Below are 19,226 nucleotides of genomic sequence, written 5' to 3' on the forward strand. Positions count from 1 at the left end.
ACGGCGATGAGCCTCCAACTCGACTTTCCCGCAGTGCTGGAGCGTTGGCCGAGTTTTCTCGGTGGCGCGGCGCTGACGCTGGAGTTGGCGGCTTTTGCGACGGTGCTCGGCGCCCTGTTCGGCACGCTCGCAGCCGTCGGCCGCGGCTCACGAAGCCCACTCATCGCCGGGGCTTGTAAAGTCTATGTCGAGACCATCCGCAACACGCCGCTGCTGGTGCAGATCTTCCTGGTCTATTTCGGCCTCGCCAGCCTCGGCTTGAAATTCTCCGCCTTCACCGTGGCAGTGGCCGCGCTGACGATCAATGTCGGCGCCTACACCGCCGAGATCATGCGCGCCGGCTTCGAGGCGATCCCGCGCGGACAGATCGAGGCGGCCGAAGGTCTGGCACTGTCGCGCCTCCAGATCTACTGGCACATCATCCTGCTGCCGGCGATCGAGAAGGTCTATCCGGCGCTGACCAGCCAGTTCGTGCTGTTGATGCTGGCCTCCTCGGTCTGCTCGCAGATCTCGGCCGAGGAGCTCACCGCCGTCGCCAACTACATCCAGTCGGACACCTACCGGGCGTTCGAGACCTACATCATCGTCGCCGTGCTCTACGTCATCCTGTCGCTGGTGATGCGCGCCGGCTTCTGGGGCCTCGGCCTTGTGCTGTTTCCGCGCCGGCGCCGGCTCGGCACACCGTTGTGAGATGACCATGGGCGGACATCTCAACATCAACCATCTGATGTTCCTCGGGCACGGCGCGCTGTGGACGATTGGCCTGTCCATGATCGCGCTGATCGGCGGCGGCATCGTCGGATTCGTGATCGCGCTCGCACGCATCTCACCGCTCAAATCGGTCCGGATCGCCAGCGCCGTCTACGTTCAGCTCATCCAGGGCACGCCGCTGCTCGTCATCCTGTTCCTCGGCTATTTCGGCCTTGCGGCGATCGGCCTCAAGGTCTCGCCATTGGCTGCCGCCGGTGCCTCGCTGACGCTCTATGTTGCCGCCTATCTCGGCGAGATCTGGCGCGGCTGCATCCAGTCGGTACCGAAGCCGCAATGGGAAGCCGCCGAAGGGCTGGCGCTGAGCCGGACCCAACGCATGATGAAGGTGATCCTGCCGCAGGCGATCCGCATCGCGACGCCGCCGACCGTCGGTTTCATGGTGCAGATCATCAAGAACACCTCGCTCGCTTCCGTCGTCGGCTTCGTCGAACTGATGCGCTCCGGCCAGATCGTCAACAACTCGCTGTTCGAGCCGTTCGCCATCTACGCCATCATCGCCGTCGTCTATTTCGCCATGTGCTATCCGCTGTCGCTGTTCAGCCAGAAGCTGGAACGGCGGATGGGGCGTGGCAGGTCCAACCTCGCGCCAGCCTGACATGCAGCAAAACCTCTCCTCATCCGACCCGATCGTGTCGCTTCGCGACGTGCAGAAGAGCTTTGGCCCGCTCCGCGTACTCGATGGCGTCTCCTTTGCCGTCGAGCGTGGCGAAGTGCTGGCGCTGATCGGCCGATCCGGCTCCGGCAAGAGCACGGCGCTGCGCTGCATCGACCGCTTCGAGAAGGTCGACGGCGGCGAGATCGTGGTTTGCGGGCATCGGGTAGACCGTCCCGACGTCGATCTGCGCGCGCTGCGCCAGGACGTCGGCATCGTCTTCCAGAGCTACAATCTGTTTCCGCATCTCACCATCGAGCAGAACATCACGCTCGCCCCCTGCGCCGTGAAGGGCATGGCCACATCGCGCGCCAGGGACCTCGCGCGAAAAGTGCTCGCGCAGGTCGGGCTCGAGGAGAAGCTCCACGCTTACCCCGAGCAGCTCTCGGGCGGCCAGCAGCAGCGCGCGGCGATCGCCCGCTCGCTGGCGATGCAGCCGAAAGTCATGCTGTTCGACGAGGTCACCTCCGCGCTCGATCCCGAGCTTACCGCCGAGGTGCTGAAGGTGATCGAGCAACTCGCGGCTGACGGCATGACCATGGTGATGGTCACCCACGAGATGGGCTTTGCCAAGGGGATCGCCGACCGGATCGTCTTCATGCATCGCGGCAAGGTTCACGAGACCGGACCAGCCTCGATCCTGACGTCGCCGACGACGCCCGAGCTCACCCAATTCGTGGGCACTGGAAACTTAAAATCATAACAAGGAGAGGAGAACCAAGGATGACAAAGACAACACTGCCGGGGACCGCCGCCGCGCTGTTCGGCCTCGTCATGATGGCAGCCACGCCGGCATCGGCCGATCTGCTCGACGACATCACGCAGGCCAAGAAGATCCGCATTTCCACAGACGTCGCCATCCCGCCCTCGGGCATGATGGATAGCAACATGAAAGCGACCGGCTCCGACGTCGAAGTGGCCCAGCTGCTCGCCAAGGATTGGGGGCTCGAGCTCGAATTCATCCAGACCACCGGCGCGACGCGCATCCCCAACATCCTGACCGGCAAGGCCGACATCATCATCTCGACCCTGTCGGTGACGCCCGATCGCGCCAAGGTCATCGACTTCACCAAGCGCTATGCGACGCTGCAATCCGACGTCGGCTGCCTGAAGTCGTCGACCATCAAGGACTGGCCCGACCTGAAGGACAAGCCGATCGGCGTCTCGCGCGGCACCACGCAGGACACCACCCTGTCCAACATGAAGGACAAGGATCTCAAGATCTCGCGTTACGACGACGACGCCACCATGGTGACTGCGGCCGTGTCCGGCCAGGTCGACTGCGTCGCCTCGTCCGCGACGATCATCAACCAGATCGGGGTGAAGAACCCGTCGCGCGTGTTCGAGTCCAGGATTCCGCTGGCGACCTTCGACCTCGCGATCGGCCTGAAGAAAGGCGAGCAGCGCCTGATGGACAAGCTCAACGCCTGGATCACCGAGAACGTCAAGAACGGCAAGCTCAACGCGATCTACAAGAAATTCCACGGGGTCGAGCTGCCGCCCGACATGCGCAGCTGAAACCACGGAAAATCGTGACAGCCGCGAAGCGGCTGTCACGGCCAATGCAAAATCAAGAAGGACATCATATGCGTCTCGTCATCGGATCCGACCACGCCGGCTGGCCGCTCAAGCAGACCGTTATCGATCACATCCGCAGCCTCGGCCATGACGTCGTCGACGTCGGCTCCTATGACGACAAGCCGGTGGACTTCCCCGACATCGCACGCGCCGTGGCGCAGAAGGTGACGTCGGGCGAAGCGGCGCGCGGCATCATGGTGTGCGGCACCGGTGTCGGTGCCTCGATCGCCGCCAACAAGATGAAGGGCATCCGCGCCGCGGTCTGCCACGACATCCACTCCGCCCATCAGAGCGTCGAGCATGACGACGTCAACGTCATGTGCATCGGCGCGCAGATCGTCGGCGCCTGGCTCGCGGTGGATCTGGTCTCGTCCTATCTCTCCGCCGAATTCTCCACCGACGAGGATTTCCGCCGCCGCGTGGAGAAGCTGCGCGTCATGGACGAGCAAGACTGACGGCTTGCCCGGACCGGCATGCCGATGCGGGAGGCCGTAGGTTCCCTCGCCTAACACGAATCGCCCGCATCGTTCGCGACGGCTAAACTCTCCCGATTCGTGGAGAGCATCTTGGCCTTTCTCTTCGTCCTCATCGTCGGCCTGATCGCCGGCACCGTCTCAGGCATCGTCGGCACGGGCTCGTCGATCATGCTGATGCCGGTGCTGGTCTACGCCTATGGGCCGAAGGAAGCCGTGCCGATCATGGCGGTCGCCTCCGTGATGGCGAATTTCTCGCGGATTCTGGCGTGGTGGCGCGAGGTCGACTGGCGCGCCTGTGCGGCCTACTCGGTCACGGGCATTCCGGCTGCGGTCCTTGGCGCGCGGACGCTGCTGGCGCTGCCCTCGCACGCCGTCGATCTCGCCATCGGCATCTTCCTGATTGCGATGGTGCCGGTGCGGCACTGGCTGGCGCGGCACGATCTCAAGGCCAATCTCTGGCACCTCGCGATCGGTGGCGCGGTCATCGGCTACCTCACCGGCATCGTGGTCTCGACCGGCCCGCTCAGCGTGCCGCTGTTCCTATTTTACGGGCTCAGCAAAGGCGCTTTCCTCGCCACCGAGGCGGCCTCCTCGCTCGGCCTCTATTTCGCCAAGTCCGTGACCTTCGAACGTTTTGGCGCGCTGACGCAGGACGTCTTCATCAAGGGCCTGGTCGCGGGCTCCTCGCTGATGTCGGGCGCCTTCATCGCAAAGCGCTTCGTGCTGCACCTGAAGCCGGACGTGTTCCGTCTGGTGATGGACGCGATCATGATCGCAGCCGGGCTCTCGATGCTCTGGAACGCGACGCAATCGTAGTCGCGCCGCGCTCAGGCGGCGAATTCGGGCGCGAGCGATGGGCTGTCCGCGAGGACGTGGCTCTCGGGTGCCGCCTGCTTCTCCAGCCATTGCAGCACAGCGTCGAGAGGCTGCGGCCGCTGATAGAAATAGCCCTGCCCGAGCGTCACGCCCATCTCGCGCATGGCCTCAGCCTGCTCGGCCCGCTCGATGCCTTCCGCGACAAGCGTCAGCCCCAGTGTTCCGGCAAGCGAGGCGATGACGCCGACGATCGCCTTGTCTTCCGCGCTGGCAGGGATCTCGCTGATGAAGGCCTTGTCGATCTTGACCTTGTCCAGCGGGAAACGCCTGAGATGGGCGAGCGAGCTGTACCCCGTGCCGAAATCATCGAGCGCGATGGTGGCACCAAGGCGCCGCAGGCGGTGCAGCGTCTCGGATGCGCTGGCGATGTTGTTGATCAGCGAGCCCTCGGTGATCTCGAGCTCCAGCAATGATGCCGCGACATCGAAGCGTGCGCAGGTCGCGCGCAGCTCGGCAGCGAGCGAATGGTCGGCAAGCTCGGACGGCGGCAGATTGATCGCGATCCGGATATGCGGCCTGCCGGCGGACGCCAGTCGCTGCAACGCGCGGCAGGCATCGGTGAGCACATAGCGCGTCAGCCGCGCATTGTTGCCGCTGCGCTCGATCAGCGGCAGGAATTCGCCGGGACCGATCAAGCCAAGTTCGGGATGGCGCCAGCGGATCAGCGCCTCGAGGCCGACAACGGCCTGGCTCTCGAGGTCGACCTGGCTTTGATACCAGACCTCGAACTGCCCCTCGGCGAAGCCTGCGGGAATGGCGAGTTCGAGATCCCGCCGGCGGCGATAGTCGCGCTGAAGCGCTTCGTCGAGCACGGCGACAGTGCCGGGCGCCTTGCTCTTGGCGTGGTAGAGCGCGATGTCGGCGAGCGCCGGCAAATGCGACAGCTCGGGATCGCCGGCGCGGCGCACGGCAAGGCCGATGCTGGCGCGCGGCACGACCTGCTTGTCGTGCAGCCGGATCGGCTCGGAAATCGCATCGAGCAGCTGGCGCGCGAACGCCTGGGCGGTCGCTTCATTGCTGACCTCGGGGCGGATGACGACGAATTCGTCGCCGCCGAGCCGGGCGACCCAGTCTTGCGGTTCGACCGCATCACGAAGGCGCTCGGAGATGTGCACCAGGAACTTGTCGCCGGCGTCATGGCCGAAGGTGTCGTTGATGCCCTTGAAGTCGTCGAGATCGATGAAGCAGAAGGCAATCAGCGAGTCCGGCGAACCGGCATCGCGGCTCAGGGTCACCAGATGCTCGGACAGCGAGCGCCGGTTGGGCAGGCCCGTGAGCGGATCGTGCGCGGCCATGTGCCCGAGCCGGTCGAGCGCCCCCGACGTCGTGAGCTGCATGGCGTTGAAGGCGCGCGCGAGCTGGCCGAATTCGTTCGACGATTTGATATCCGCCGGATAGGCGCGGCCGTCCTGCTTGCTGCGCTGGATCGCCGACATGATCGCGGCGAGTGGCTTGCCGATGAAGATGTTGGCCGAGATCCGCATCGCGACCACCGTTGCAAGCGTTGCGAGCAGGCCGACGACCAGAAGCAACATCAGCCGGCTACCCGTGTCCGCGTAGACCGTCGCATAGGAATAGGCAATCGCGATACGGCCGGCCTGCACGGCGATGTTGCCGTTGCTGTAGCCGATCGGACGTGAGACCTCCGATACCGCCTGGTCCGCCGGACGCGCCACCACGCGGGCGATCGCAACGCCGGTGTCGTCATAAACGGCCGCCGCGGCGATGGTCTCGTCGTGCATGATCTCGTTGAGCACGCTCGTGACCTGATCGTAGCGCATCTTCCAGAGCGGCTCGGCGATCAGCTCGGCGCGGCTCTCGGCCGTGCGCGCAATGCGCGCGTCGAGCTGCCTGATCTGCGACCAGAAACTCGATGCCTCGACGCCGGCCGAGGCGAGCAGCTGCACCACCAGCAGCACCGGCACGGTCGCCCCGATCATCGCACGGACCACCGAGCGCGACGGCGCAGCCTGCGTGTTGCGTTTCGGATCGGTCATGTCGTCAGCGTTTCGCATCACTCAGCAGCACCTTCGAGCGGCGCCAGCGACGAGATCAGCGCATCGATAGAGAAATCATATTGGCCGCAGCGTCCCACCTTCGCCTTGAACCGGGTGAAATCGATGCGGTCGAATGCACGGTTCTTGATGAGGTCGCCGACCGAGACCAGGTTCGTGCTCGTGATCGCGGATGTCTTGACCTCGACATGGGGCGAAGTCGCCGCGAAATCGCAGCCATCGGCGTAGTCGCGCAGCAGCACGATCGACCAGCCGCCGAGCAGAAAGTGCCCGCCGTCGGTGAGAAGCAGACGCCCCGCCCTGATCGCGCGCAGCGCGTCCTCCGACCAGTTCAGGCCGACCACCTGGATATCCTGGCCGGGCACAAGGCCTGCCGTCGAAATGGCCTTGATGGCACCGAGCGCCATCGGATCGTTGCCGGCCCAGACGCCCGCGGGCCGGATGCCTTTACGCGTAGCCCAGCTCAGATAATTCATCGTGACCTGTTCGGCCTCGGACTGCGTCCAGTTGGCGAACAGCATCCGGTCCACCACCACGTCGGGCGCGGCGGCGACCGCAAGTTGAAGCCCGGCATTGCGGGCGATCGAGGATGGCGTGATCTCGTCGCCGCCAACGCCGAGAATATGGATCTTGCCGTCCGGGCTCTGCCATTTCTCGGCGCGCGCCGTGGCGATCAGGGCATTGGCCATCCGCGCGCCCGCGGTCTGGAGATCGGTCGTGATGTCGCCGAGCCAGGTCTTGAGCTTTTGCCGGGGCGGTCCGAGGCGCGCGGCGTCGTCGCCGATCAGCGTGTTCGAGAGCAGCACCGTCTTGACCCCGGCGGCCTCGGCCGCCTCCAGGATGGGAACGGCGGCGGATTCCTCGTTCGACAGGATGAGGAAGTCCGGCTTGTCGGCGCGTGCCACCACGCCGAGGCCAAGCTCCTGCATGGTGCGGTAATTCCGCTCACTGGTCAGCACCTCGACATGCGCGTTGAGCTTGCGGCCCGCGGCCTGCATGGTCTGCGCGACCATGTCCCAGTAGACCTCGCCGGTCTTGCCGGGGTTGACGAAAACGATGTTGAGACGCCCGGCGTCGGCCGCAACGGCGCCGCCAACCGGCATCAGAACGCCGAAGGCCATGCCCACAGCGAGCATTATCCGCAAGACTACCGTCATTCGTTTCGCCATCCCGTACTGGTTCCGAAACTGGACCGGCGTCCGCTAACATTTGGCAAAGTCCGGAACGGCACGGCGGCGTAGAGCTAACAAAGGGTGTATCGGCGGTGGTGAATTGGGCTAATTGGGGGGCTGGCGATCGCCGCCTCCACCCGTCATTCCGTGCTATCAGCAAACCTAAACCCCCGACTCGCTGTCCCCATGGCCAAGAACACGCTTTCCTTCGTCTGCCAGAACTGCGGCGCGGCCTATAACCGCTGGCAGGGCAAGTGCGAGTCCTGCGGCGAGTGGAATACGCTCGCCGAGGAGGACACATCCGGCAGCGTGCCGGTCTCGATCCGCTCCAAGCGCAAGGGGCGCACCTTCGCGCTGGAGAGCCTCGCTGGCAAAAGCCCCGACGCGCCGCGCCTGTCCTCCGGGATGACCGAGCTCGACCGCGTCACCGGCGGCGGTTTCGTCCGCGGCTCGGTGCTGCTGGTCGGCGGCGATCCCGGCATCGGCAAGTCGACGCTGCTGACGCAGGCGACCAGCATGATGGCGCGCGCCGGGCACCGCATCGTCTACATCTCCGGCGAAGAGGCGGTCGCGCAGGTACGGCTGCGCGCCGAACGGCTCGGGCTATCGGATGCGCCGGTGCAGCTCGCCGCAGAGACCTCGGTCGAGGACATCGTCTCGACGCTGTCGGAAGGCGCGGTCCCGCGGCTGATCGTGATCGACTCGATCCAGACCATGTGGACCGACACGGTGGAATCCGCGCCCGGCACGGTCACGCAGGTGCGCGCCTCGGCGCAGGCGCTGATCCGCTTTGCCAAGAAGACCGGTGCGGCCATCATCCTGGTCGGCCACGTCACCAAGGACGGCCAGATCGCAGGCCCGCGCGTCGTCGAGCACATGGTCGATGCCGTGCTGTCGTTCGAGGGCGAAGGCTCGCAGCAATTCCGCATCCTGCGCGCGGTGAAAAACCGTTTCGGCCCGACCGACGAGATCGGCGTGTTCGAGATGACCGGCCTTGGCCTGCGCGAGGTCACCAACCCCTCCGAGCTGTTCCTGTCCGAGCGCGACCTCGGCACGCCCGGCACCGCCGTCTTCGCAGGGATCGAGGGCACGCGGCCCGTTCTGGTCGAATTGCAGGCGCTGGTTGCGCCGACCTCGCTCGGCACCCCGCGGCGGGCCGTGGTCGGCTGGGATCAGAGCCGGCTCTCGATGGTGCTGGCGGTGCTGGAGGCCCATTGCGGGGTCAAGCTGTCCGGCCACGACGTCTATCTGAACGTCGCGGGCGGCCTGCGCATCCACGAGCCGGCAGCCGATATGGCGGCCGCGGCCGCGCTGGTGTCGTCCCTGGTTAACGCGCAGTTACCCACCGATGCCGTCTATTTCGGCGAGATTTCGCTCTCCGGCGTGATCCGGCCGGTGGCGCAGACCCCGGCCCGGCTCAAGGAAGCGGTCAAGCTCGGCTTCAAGCGCGCCGTGCTGCCCGAATCGGCCCGGGGCGACGCCGGCGGCGACGCTGGGCTGTCCCTGAACGCAGTCAACAGCCTCACGACACTGGTCGCCGAAATCGCTGCCAAGGGCTCCCGCCGCGGCGAACAGAGCGCATCGGCGGAGAAAAATGCCACACCGGCAAGATTCCGCCGCGGAGAGGGCTAGGCGGAGGTGACGTCCCCCGCCCCCACCGCTATACAGCCGTCACAAAAGCAGCATGGGATTGCGTGGTTGCGGCCTTGCCGGGAACGCCGTCTGGCCCTCACTTAGGGCCACGGCCAAGCACCGATTCGCTGAGCACCTTTGAAGTACGAGCGGACCCGACCAGCCGATGCCAGTAACACTCCTCGACCTGATCCTGCTCGGTGTGATGCTGATCTCGGGCCTGCTCGCCATGGTCCGCGGCTTCATGCGCGAAATCCTCTCGATCGCGGCCTGGGGCGCCGCTGCGATCGTGACGCTGTACTCATTCTCGAAGCTGCTGCCGACCGCCAAGACCTATTTCAACAACGACACGGTCGCGAGCGTGGTCGTCGTCGCCGGTGTATTCGTCGGCACCCTGGTCGTGGTCTCCGTGATCACGGTCCGGATCTCCGACATGATCCTGGATTCGCGGATCGGCGCACTGGACCGCACTCTGGGGTTCCTGTTTGGCCTCGCTCGCGGGCTTTTGATCGTCGTGGTCGCGTTCCTGTTCTTCACCTGGCTCGTGCCGGACAAGCAGCGCCCGGACTGGGTCACGGGGGCCAAATCCCGCGTGGTGCTCCAGGGAACCGGGGATTGGCTGATGTCCCTCTTGCCTGACGACCCCGAGAACACCATCTTGAAGAGATTCAAGAAAAACAAACCAGATGATGATCAAGCTGATTCCGAGCAGCAGCCTTCGGGCAGTGGCGACGGATACAGTAAACCGGCTCGTGACAGCCTGAAAAAGCTGATCGAGAAACCTGCGGCGCGTTGATTGAGCCTGGGTTGATTGAACCAAGAGAGAGGCGCGGACGAGATGCGACACCCTGACCAGGACGCCCAAATTGATCTCGATCTCGGCCCGGCCGCGCTAGAGCTTCAGGACGATCTGGAGGGGGATACGCTGCGCGAGGAATGCGGCGTATTCGGCATCTACGGCCACCCCGAAGCCGCCGCCATCACGGCGCTCGGCCTCCACGCCCTTCAGCACCGCGGCCAGGAGGCCGCCGGCATCGTCTCCTACGACGGCAGCCGCTTTCATTCCGAACGCCGTCTCGGCCTCGTCGGCGACACCTTCTCCCGCCGCGAGGTGATCGACCGCCTGCCCGGCAATATGGCCGTCGGCCATGTCCGCTATTCCACCACCGGCGCCACCATCCTGCGCAACGTGCAGCCGCTGTTCGCCGAGCTCAACGCCGGCGGCCTTGCGGTCGCCCACAACGGCAACCTCACCAACGGCCTGACGCTGCGCCGCGAGCTCGTGAAGAACGGCGCGATGATGCAGTCGACCACCGACACCGAGGTGATCCTGCATCTCGTCGCGCGGTCCAAGCGCAGCCGCTTCATCGAGCGCTACATCGACGCCCTGCGCGAGATCGAGGGCGCCTATGCATTGGTTTCGCTCACCAACAAGAAGCTGGTCGGCGCGCGCGATCCGCGCGGCATCCGTCCGCTGGTGCTCGGCGAGCTCGACGGTTGCCCGATCCTGACGTCTGAGACCTGCGCGCTCGATATCATCGGCGCGCGCTTCATTCGCGACATCGAGCCCGGCGAAGTCATCGTGTTCGACGAGAACGGCCAGGACATCCACAAGCCGTTCCCGCCGATCGCGCCACGCCCCTGCATCTTCGAATATATCTATTTCTCCCGTCCGGACTCCATCGTTCACGGCCGCTCGGTCTACGAAGTGCGCAAGAATTTCGGCGCTCAGCTCGCACGCGAGAGCCACGTGCCGATCGACGTCGTCGTGCCGGTGCCGGATTCCGGCGTTCCTGCCGCCGTCGGCTACAGCCAATATTCGGGCGTGCCGTTCGAGCTCGGCATCATCCGCAATCACTATGTCGGCCGCACCTTCATCCAGCCGACGCAGGCGATCCGCGAGTCCGGCGTGCGCATGAAGCATTCGGCGAACCGCGCGGCGATCGAAGGCAAGCGCATCATCCTGATCGACGACTCGCTGGTGCGCGGCACCACCTCGAAGAAGATCGTGCGCATGATGCGCGATGCCGGTGCCAAGGAAGTGCACTTCCGTCTCGCCTCGCCGCCGATCCTCTATCCCGATTATTACGGCATCGACCTGCCGGATCGCGGGGGCCTCCTGGCCGCAACGCATTCGCTGGAAGAGATGCGCGAGATCATCGGTGCCGACTCGCTCGCCTTCCTGTCGATCGACGGGATGTACCGCGCCATGGGCGAGCCCGGCCGCGACCCCGCCAATCCGAAGTTCTCGGACCACTGCTTCACCGGGGCCTATCCGACCCACCTCACCGACCAGACCCAGACCGAGCAGCAGCCCCGGCAATTGTCGCTGCTGGCCGAGGCGAGCTGAGGCTCAACTGTCATTCCGGGGCACGCGATAGCGCGAACCCGGGATCTCGAGATTCCGGGTTCGGTCCTGCGGACCGCCCCGGAATGACGGGGTGATGGGGGCTTGTCCCGGCCATCCACGCCTGTAAAACCCCGCCATGACAAATCTCGCCAACCGCATCGCTCTCGTCACCGGCGCCTCGCGCGGCATCGGTTTCGCCACCGCCAGAGCGCTGGCCAAAGCCGGCGCGCATATCGTCGCTGTCGCGCGCACGCAGGGCGGGCTGGAAGAGCTCGATGACGAGATCCGGAAGGACGGCGGCAGCGCCACGCTGGTGCCGCTCAATCTCACCGATTCCGACGGCATCGCGCGGCTTGGCGCCGGCCTGCACGAGCGCTACGGCAAGCTCGACATCCTCGTCGGCAATGCCGGCGTGCTCGGCCCCTCCTCGCCGGTCGGCCACATCGAACTGAAGGCTTTCACCGATGTGATGGCGGTCAACGTCTCCGCGAACTTCCAGCTGATCCGCTGCATGGAGCCACTGCTGAGGCAATCCGATGCCGGCCGCGCCGTGTTCATCACTTCGGGCGCCGCCAACAAGGCGACGGCCTATGTCAGCCCCTACGCCGCCTCCAAGGCCGCGCTGGAAACGCTGGCCCGCGCCTGGGCGCAGGAAACCGCGAACACGCCGCTCCGTGTCAACCTGTTCAACCCGGGCCCGATCCGCACTCGCATGCGCGCCACGTTGATGCCGGGCGAAGATCCGGCGACGCTCGACACACCCGAACAGGTCGCCGAATTCATCGTGCCGATGTGCGCGCCTGACTGGACCGAAACCGGCAAGTTCTACGATTACAAGACCCGCACCCTGATGAGCTTCCGCTCGCCGGCCTGATTGACTCGCGTGCCTCCCCGCGATTGACTGCCCGCGCTCAAGCGGCAGCAAGCCGCAAGCCAAAAAAGGGAGGTTGCCATGGCGCCACGGCATGATCGCGCAGGGCTTGGTCGTACAAGGCTTGGTCGTATAAGGCTCGGCCGTGCGCTCGTACGAGTCTCTCACGCCTTCTCCATCCTGATTGCAGCCATCGCGTTCGTGCTTCCGGGCACCGCGACTGCGGGCGATGTTCCGACCTTCGCGGTCGACGCTTCCTGGCCAAAACAGCTGCCTAACAACTGGATCCTCGGCCAGGTCGGCGGCATCACCGTCGACTGGCAGGGCCATATCTGGGTGATCCATCGCCCGCGCTCGCTCACCGACGACGAGAAGGGCGCGAGCTTGAACCCGCCGCGCTCGAAGTGCTGCGTCTCGGCGCCGCCCGTTCTCGAATTCGACACGGACGGCAATCTGCTGCGGTCCTGGGGCGGTCCGGGCGAAGGCTATGAGTGGGTCGGCCGTGAGCACGGCATCGAGGTCGACGAGCGCGGCTTCGTCTGGATCGGCGGCAATGCCGACAATGACAACGCGATCCTGAAGTTCACGCTCGACGGCAAGTTCGTCGCCCAGATCGGCAAGATCGCGCCGAGCCTCGGCAGCAACGACACCACGCAGCTCGGCAAGCCCGCGGAAACCGCGATCGACAAGCAGGCGAACGAAATCTACGTCGCCGACGGCTATGGCAACCGCCGCGTCATCGTGTTCGATGCGACGACGCTCGCCTACAAGCGGCACTGGGGCGCCTATGGCAACAAGCCTGATGACAACAAGCAGGCGGCCTATGATCCCAAGGCGCCGGTATCCCAGCAATTCGGAAATCCCGTCCACTGCGTAAAGCTGGCCAATGACGGGCTTGTCTATGTCTGCGACCGCATCAACAACCGCATCCAGGTGTTCAAAAAGGACGGCAGCTTCGTGAAGGAGTTCTTCTTCGAGAAGAACACCCTCGGCAACGGTGCGGTGTGGGACATCGCGATCTGGCCCGATCCGAAGCAGACCTGGTTGCTCAGCGCCGACGGCGAGAATAACGAGATCAGGGTGATCAAGCGCGACGACGGCAGCGTGGTCGGCAGCTTCGGGCACAACGGCCGCAATGCGGGGCAATTCCACTGGGTGCATGCGATGGCGGTCGACGCCAAGGGTAACGTCTATACCGCCGAGGTCGATACCGGAAAGCGCATCCAGAAATTCAAGCTGACGTCGGACGCGATGAAATAGCGTCTCGACGCATTTTGCCCAAAGGTTAACCGACGGATGACGCTACGCCGCAGCGTCATCCGGCTTTAGGCGCATTGCCGCCGACCGTGGGACACGGTAGAGCGATCAGCCGGAACAAGGCTCCGCAAGAGAGCCGTCCGCATATTTGACATTGGAGGAAACCTTTTATGACGACGACGCTCGCGCGCCGCTATGCGGCCCTTCTGGCCTGTGCCACCTTCGGTTTTGCAACATCCGCCTACGCGCAGGACAAGACCGTCAAGATCGGCGTGTTGAATGACATGTCGAGCCTTTATGCCGACATCGGCGGCCCGAACTCCGTGGTCGCAATCAAGATGGCCGTCGAGGATTCCGGCCTGCTCAAGAAGGGCTGGAAGATCGACGTGCTGAGCGGCGATCACCAGAACAAGCCGGACGTCGGCGTCAATATCGCTCGGCAGTGGATCGACAACGAGAAGGTCGACGCGATCGCCGATACGCCGAACTCCGGCGTCGCGCTCGCGGTCAGCAACCTCGTCAAGGAAAAGAATGCGGTGCTGCTGAATTCCGGCGCCGCCTCTGCCGACTTGACCGGCAAGGCCTGCACGCCGAACACGATCTCCTATACTTACGACACCTACATGCTCGCCAACGGCACCGGCAAGGCGCTGACCAAGGCCGGCGGCGACACCTGGTTCTTTCTGACCGCGGATTATGCCTTCGGCCACGCGCTGGAACGCGACACCACGGCCGTCGTGACGGCGAATGGCGGCAAGGTGCTGGGCAGCGTCAAGCATCCGATCAACAGCTCGGACTTCTCGTCATTCCTGCTGCAGGCGCAATCGTCCAAGTCCAAGGTGGTCGGCCTTGCCAATGCGGGCGGCGACACCACGAACTCGATCAAGCAGGCGGCCGAATTCGGCATCGTATCGGGCGGCCAGAAGCTCGCGGCGCTGCTGCTGTTCATCAACGACGTGCATTCGCTGGGGCTAAAGACCGCGCAGGGCCTGACCTTCACTGAGTCCTTCTACTGGGACATGAACGAGCAGACCCGCGCCTGGTCGAAGCGCTTCGCCGCACTGGCCAGCAAGAACGCGATGCCGTCGATGACCCAGGCCGGCAACTACGCGATGGTGCTGCACTATCTCAAGGCGATGGAAGCGCTCGGCGGCAACCCGCATGACGGCGCCAAGGTCGTCGCCAAGATGAAGGAGCTGCCGACCGACGATCCGCTGTTCGGCAATGGCCCGCTGCGCCAGGACGGACGCCGCCTCATCCCGGCCTATCTGTTCGAGGTGAAGAAGCCCGAGGAGTCGAAGGGCCCGTGGGACTACTACAAGCAGATCGCCACGATCGCGGCGGAAGACGCGGCCAAGCCGCTCAAGGACAGCGACTGTCCGCTGGTGAAGAAGTGATCGCGTAGCGGTCGCGCGCCACCTCGACGACGTCATGCCCGGGGCTTGCCCCCGGGCATTTGCATTTGTGCCACGGAAAACGCTGCCGTAGGGTGGGCAAAGCGAAGCGTGCCCACGCATGTTGGTGTCGTGGAGGGATGGTGGGCACGGCGTTACGCGCCTTTGCCCACCCTACGAGACCGTCTTGGTCGTCGCCAACGTCCGCATCGCGATCGCCACGCAGACCACCATCAACACCGCCGCAAGCAGGAACGGCGCGCCGGGCAGATGCCACGGCGCGCTGGCGCCGATGAAATAGGAAAACGTCAGTGTGAACAGAAACGGCCCGACGAGCTGCGACACGCTCTGCACGCTCGCGGTCGCGCCCTGCAATTGGCCCTGCTGATCCGGCGCGACCAGCCGCGTCATCAGCGATTGCATGGCGGCACCCGAGATGCCCCACAGCGACATCACGGGAACGCCGATCCAGAACAGCGGGCCGGTCGGCGCGGCGCCGAAGATCACGAAGCCGATCGCGCCACAGCACAGACCGAGCACCAGCGCATTGCGCTCGCCGAGCACGCGCACGATCGGGCCGATGGCGAGCCCCTGCACCACCATGGCGCAGATACCGACCATCGCGAGCGTCAGACCCACGGTCTTGGAATCCCAGCCATAGCGATAGGTCGCATAGAGCACGAAGGTCGACGGCAGCACCACATGCGCGACCTGCGCGATGAAGTTGACGACGGACATCGCGGCCAGCGCCGCATTGGAACGCAGCAGGTGCAGCGCTCCGATCGGATTGGCGCTGGTCCAGCGGAACGGCGCGCGCCTCGCCGGCGCCAGCGATTCCGGCAGGACAAAGAGCCCATAGAGCGCATTGGCAAAGCTCAAAGCCGCCGACGCCCAGAACGGCAGCCGCGGATCGATATCGCCGAGCAGGCCGCCGAGCGCGGGGCCCAGGATGAAGCCGGCGCCGAAGGCCACTCCAATCCTGCCGAAGACGGCCGCGCGCCGCTCCGGCGGCGTGATGTCGGCGATATAGGCGAAGGCGGTCGAAATGCTCGCCGACGTGATGCCCGAGATCACGCGGCCGATGAACAGCCAGGCAAGCGACGGCGCGAGCGCCATCAGCACATAGTCGGCGGCGAGCCCGAAATTCGACAGCAGCACCACCGGCCGCCGTCCGAAGCGATCCGACAGCGCGCCAAGCACCGGCGAGAACACGAACTGCATCAGTGCCCAGGCTGTGCCGAACAGGCCGAAGATCCGAGCCGCATGCGCGGTGTCGTTGTCGACGAAGCTCTCGATCAGCTTTGGCAGGATCGGCATGATCACGCCGAGCGCGAGCATGTCGAGCAGGATGGTGACGAAGATGAAGGCGACTGCGCCGCGCCGGACCGGCGCAGCGCCCTGCGCCATCGCCTCGCCGGCATCGTTGCTCACGACGGCCGCTTGCGCTTGTGAGCGAAGGGGTTGGCCTTTTCGCGAAGAGTGATGCGCACCGGCGTACCCGGCAGCTCAAAGGTCTCGCGCATGGAATTGGTCAGGTAGCGCAAATAGGACTGCGGCACCGCGTCCGCGCGCGAGCAGAACAGCACGAAGCTCGGCGGGCGCGCTTTGTTCTGCGTGATGTAGTTCAGCTTCAGCCTCCGGCCGGACACCGCGGGCGGTGGATTGGCCTGAACTGCCTGCTCGAACCAGCGATTGAGCGCTGACGTCGGCACGCGCCGGTTCCAGACCGCGTAGGCGTCCTGGATCGCCTGCATCAGGCGGTCGATGCCCTCGCCCATCAGACCGGAAACGGCGACGATCGGCACGCCCTTGACCTGCGGCAGCCAATGATCGGCGTCGCGGCGCAGACCCGAGATCGCGCCGCCGCCCTTGGTCTCCATCAGATCCCATTTGTTGACGGCGAGCACGACCGCGCGACCTTCGCGCTCGATCAGATCGGCAATGCGGAGGTCCTGCTCCTCAAAGCGGTTCTGCGTGTCCATCATCAGCACGACGACTTCGGCGAAGCGAACCGCGCGCAGCGCGTCGGCGACCGAGAGCTTTTCCAGCTTCTCCTCGATGCGCGAGCGCCGCCGCAAACCGGCAGTGTCGAACACGCGAAAATCGCGGCCCTTCCAGTTGATCTCGACCGCGATGGAATCGCGCGTGGTGCCGGCCTCCGGGCTGGTCAGCAGCCGTTCCTCGCCGAGCAGATGATTGATCAGCGTCGACTTGCCGGCATTGGGGCGGCCGACGATGGCGACCCGGATCGGACGCGTCGCGGCCTCTTCCGAAATTGGCGCGTCGTCCTCGTCCTCATCTTCCTCAACGGGCTCCGGCATCAGCTTGGCGAGTGCATCGTAAAGCTCGCCCATGCCCTCGCCGTGCTCGGCCGAGATCTGGATCGGATCGCCAAGCCCGAGCGCAAAGGCCTCCATCGCGCCGGCATCGCCATGCTTGCCTTCGCTCTTGTTGGCGACCAGCAGCACCGGCTTGTTGGCCTTGCGGGCGAAATCGGCGAAGGCACGATCGGTGGGCGTGAGGCCGATGCGGGCATCGATGACGAAGAACAACGCGTCAGCTTGTGCGATCGCGGCCTCAGTCTGCTCCTGCATGCGCGCGGTCAGCGAGCCCTTGGCGCCCTCGTCGAGGCCGGCAGTATCGATGATGGTGAATTCGAGATCACCGAGCCTCGCCCCGCCTTCGCGGCGGTCGCGGGTGACGCCGGGCAGGTCATCGACGAGCGCGAGCTTCTGCCCAACCAGGCGGTTGAACAGCGTCGATTTGCCGACATTGGGCCGGCCGATAATGGCAATCGCAAAGGACATCGGTCATTCGTGCGCTGCGGAGGCTGCGCCTGTCAATTCAGTGAAAAAATGTCAGCGGGAGAAACTGCCGCTGGGCATCGGCGCCGGGAAGGCCCCCTGCGATTGCTGCTGGGTGGTCTGGGTCGGTTGCGCCTGCTGGACGGGTTGATCCGGCGGCGGCGCGGTGGTGCGCTTGCGCACGATCTTCTGCTTGGGCGGCGGCGCGGCCGTGGGCGGCGCGGCTTCCGGCTGGGCCTCGCCGTCGACCTCGCCGGCAGGCGCCTCGGCCGGTGCGGCTGCGGCGGCCGGCTGCTTCGTCTTCTTGGCCTTGGCACCCTTGGCCGGCTTGGCCTCGGGCGGCGGCTCGGTGGGCAGAGCCGCGACGGCTGGTGCGTTGGGATCCGGCTGCTGTGCTGCGCCCTTGTACATCTCCCGCGGCACGCCCTGCTCGAGGCCCGGAACGCCCTCCGGGAAGACCGGCTTGCGGTCGCCCGGCAGCTTCTTCTTGGTGTCGAGGAAGTCGAGCATGTCGCTTGGATCGAAGCTGGAGCAGCCGCCCAGGACGCCGGTGAAGGCGATCAGGACGGCGGCTGCGATCAAGCGTGGCGTGCGGCGCATCTTGGTGTCTCGTCTACGTCAGAGAACCGTCGTCAGCTTTTGGAGACGGGCGGCAGCAGGGCCTGGAGCGCCTCGGCGCGTGAGCGCAAACCGGGCGGCGTTTCACCGTCCACCGCGATCGCGTCGAGCCATTTGCGAGCCGCGGTCATGTCGTTGTTGCGCCAGGCCGACAGCGCCAGCAACTCGCGGGCGCTGTGGCGGAAGGTCGATTTGGGCGCGGCGGAGGACTCCAGCCGCTGCTGCATGTCGGCATAGGAGGCGCTGTCAACCAAAAGACCGGCAGCGCGGATCTTCGCCAGATCCTGCCATTCGCCACCGATGCTGCGATCGGCAGCAATGTCGTCAAACATCTTGGCGGCAGCCTTGGGATCGCGGGGCGCCGCCGCGGCCGCGGCACGCAGCCGCGCCAGGGTGCGATAACCCGAGGGAGCCTTCGCGGCGAGCGCGGTGAAAGCGGCCTCGGCCTCGGCGTGCTTGTCCTGGTCGGACAGCTCGGCGGCCTTCTCGAAAGCGGCGCCGGCCTCGGCGGCCTTCTGGGCCTCCAGGTACCGATAACCCTGCCAGCCGGCGGCGGCGGCCACGATCAGCACCATCAGCGCGATGAAGTAGATCGAATACTTGTCCCACAGCTTCTTGAACTGTTCGCGACGTACTTCCTCGTCGACTTCGTCAAATAATTCAGACACTTATGATAATCCCATACCCGTCCGGGTGCGCGCGCCAAGGCGTTCGCGTCAGGAATCCCGTCCCCCGTGTGGCGGCAGGTACCCTAACGATA

At 65.3% G+C, this 19,226-nt stretch carries 18 protein-coding genes; 12 read left to right on the plus strand and 6 right to left on the minus strand.

Annotation, left to right across the window (positions count from 1 at the left end; all coding sequences use genetic code 11):
* The first annotated feature begins 6 nt into the window (after window positions 1-6).
* From JQ627_RS22470 to JQ627_RS22495, 6 genes are all read left to right on the plus strand, one after another.
* Window positions 7-690 carry an amino acid ABC transporter permease gene (locus JQ627_RS22470; protein WP_212486316.1) on the plus strand — a complete coding sequence of 228 codons (684 nt, stop codon included), beginning with the start codon at window positions 7-9 and terminating at the stop codon, window positions 688-690.
* A 7-nt stretch (window positions 691-697) separates the two neighbouring features.
* Window positions 698-1,366 (plus strand): amino acid ABC transporter permease, encoded by a 669-nt coding sequence (locus JQ627_RS22475; RefSeq protein WP_212486317.1) that lies wholly within the window; start codon window positions 698-700, stop codon window positions 1,364-1,366.
* 1 nt (window position 1,367) lies between these two features.
* Complete coding sequence (locus tag JQ627_RS22480) at window positions 1,368-2,126, plus strand: amino acid ABC transporter ATP-binding protein (protein WP_212486373.1); 759 nt, start codon at window positions 1,368-1,370, stop codon at window positions 2,124-2,126.
* A gap of 20 nt (window positions 2,127-2,146) precedes the next feature.
* Complete coding sequence (locus JQ627_RS22485) at window positions 2,147-2,941, plus strand: transporter substrate-binding domain-containing protein (protein ID WP_212486318.1); 795 nt, start codon at window positions 2,147-2,149, stop codon at window positions 2,939-2,941.
* A 68-nt stretch (window positions 2,942-3,009) separates the two neighbouring features.
* Window positions 3,010-3,456, plus strand: a complete 447-nt coding sequence (gene rpiB / locus JQ627_RS22490) for a ribose 5-phosphate isomerase B (RefSeq protein ID WP_212486319.1) — start codon at window positions 3,010-3,012, stop codon at window positions 3,454-3,456.
* A 111-nt stretch (window positions 3,457-3,567) separates the two neighbouring features.
* Window positions 3,568-4,293, plus strand: a complete 726-nt coding sequence (locus tag JQ627_RS22495) for a sulfite exporter TauE/SafE family protein (protein WP_212486320.1) — start codon at window positions 3,568-3,570, stop codon at window positions 4,291-4,293.
* Between the two features lie 11 nt (window positions 4,294-4,304).
* Here JQ627_RS22495 and JQ627_RS22500 read toward each other — a convergent pair whose 3' ends face one another.
* Window positions 4,305-6,368: a bifunctional diguanylate cyclase/phosphodiesterase gene (locus tag JQ627_RS22500; RefSeq protein ID WP_212486374.1), complete on the minus strand. Its 2,064-nt coding sequence runs from the start codon at window positions 6,366-6,368 to the stop codon at window positions 4,305-4,307.
* Window positions 6,368-7,525, minus strand: coding sequence for an ABC transporter substrate-binding protein (locus JQ627_RS22505; RefSeq protein WP_249143266.1), 1,158 nt, complete (start codon window positions 7,523-7,525; stop codon window positions 6,368-6,370). Before JQ627_RS22505 ends, JQ627_RS22500 begins: the two co-directional genes overlap by 1 nt.
* 201 nt (window positions 7,526-7,726) lie before the next feature.
* On the opposite strand from JQ627_RS22505, the gene radA reads away from it, so the two are divergent.
* The 6 genes from radA to JQ627_RS22535 all read left to right on the plus strand — a co-directional run bounded on the left by radA (window position 7,727) and on the right by JQ627_RS22535 (window position 15,047).
* Entirely contained in the window at window positions 7,727-9,172 is a 1,446-nt protein-coding gene (radA, locus tag JQ627_RS22510) for a DNA repair protein RadA (protein WP_212486321.1), read from the plus strand.
* Window positions 9,173-9,338: 166 nt separating this feature from the next.
* Window positions 9,339-9,968, plus strand: a complete 630-nt coding sequence (locus tag JQ627_RS22515; protein ID WP_074120893.1) for a CvpA family protein — start codon at window positions 9,339-9,341, stop codon at window positions 9,966-9,968.
* Between the two features lie 42 nt (window positions 9,969-10,010).
* The gene (gene purF, locus JQ627_RS22520) at window positions 10,011-11,522 is read left to right on the plus strand and encodes an amidophosphoribosyltransferase (protein ID WP_212486322.1); all 1,512 of its coding nucleotides are present in this window, start codon (window positions 10,011-10,013) and stop codon (window positions 11,520-11,522) included.
* A gap of 136 nt (window positions 11,523-11,658) precedes the next feature.
* On the plus strand, window positions 11,659-12,396 hold the full coding sequence (locus tag JQ627_RS22525) for an SDR family NAD(P)-dependent oxidoreductase (protein WP_212486323.1): 738 nt from the start codon (window positions 11,659-11,661) through the stop codon (window positions 12,394-12,396).
* Between the two features lie 78 nt (window positions 12,397-12,474).
* On the plus strand, window positions 12,475-13,653 hold the full coding sequence (locus tag JQ627_RS22530; RefSeq protein ID WP_212486324.1) for a hypothetical protein: 1,179 nt from the start codon (window positions 12,475-12,477) through the stop codon (window positions 13,651-13,653).
* Between the two features lie 167 nt (window positions 13,654-13,820).
* Complete coding sequence (locus JQ627_RS22535) at window positions 13,821-15,047, plus strand: ABC transporter substrate-binding protein (RefSeq protein ID WP_212486325.1); 1,227 nt, start codon at window positions 13,821-13,823, stop codon at window positions 15,045-15,047.
* Between the two features lie 171 nt (window positions 15,048-15,218).
* Here the strand turns inward: JQ627_RS22535 and JQ627_RS22540 are convergent, their stop codons facing one another.
* The 4 genes from JQ627_RS22540 to JQ627_RS22555 are packed head-to-tail and all read right to left on the minus strand — an operon-like array spanning window position 15,219 to window position 19,134.
* A complete protein-coding gene (locus tag JQ627_RS22540; RefSeq protein WP_212486326.1) occupies window positions 15,219-16,475 on the minus strand; it encodes a TCR/Tet family MFS transporter in 1,257 nt (418 codons plus the stop codon).
* Window positions 16,472-17,851 (minus strand): ribosome biogenesis GTPase Der, encoded by a 1,380-nt coding sequence (der, locus tag JQ627_RS22545; RefSeq protein ID WP_212486327.1) that lies wholly within the window; start codon window positions 17,849-17,851, stop codon window positions 16,472-16,474. Before der ends, JQ627_RS22540 begins: the two co-directional genes overlap by 4 nt.
* Before the next feature lie 51 nt (window positions 17,852-17,902).
* Complete coding sequence (locus JQ627_RS22550; protein ID WP_212486328.1) at window positions 17,903-18,448, minus strand: hypothetical protein; 546 nt, start codon at window positions 18,446-18,448, stop codon at window positions 17,903-17,905.
* Window positions 18,449-18,480: 32 nt separating this feature from the next.
* Window positions 18,481-19,134: a tetratricopeptide repeat protein gene (locus JQ627_RS22555; protein WP_212486329.1), complete on the minus strand. Its 654-nt coding sequence runs from the start codon at window positions 19,132-19,134 to the stop codon at window positions 18,481-18,483.
* Between the last annotated feature and the right edge of the window lie 92 nt (window positions 19,135-19,226).

The sequence above is a fragment of the Bradyrhizobium liaoningense genome (assembly GCF_018130785.1).
GTDB lineage: Bacteria > Pseudomonadota > Alphaproteobacteria > Rhizobiales > Xanthobacteraceae > Bradyrhizobium > Bradyrhizobium liaoningense_A.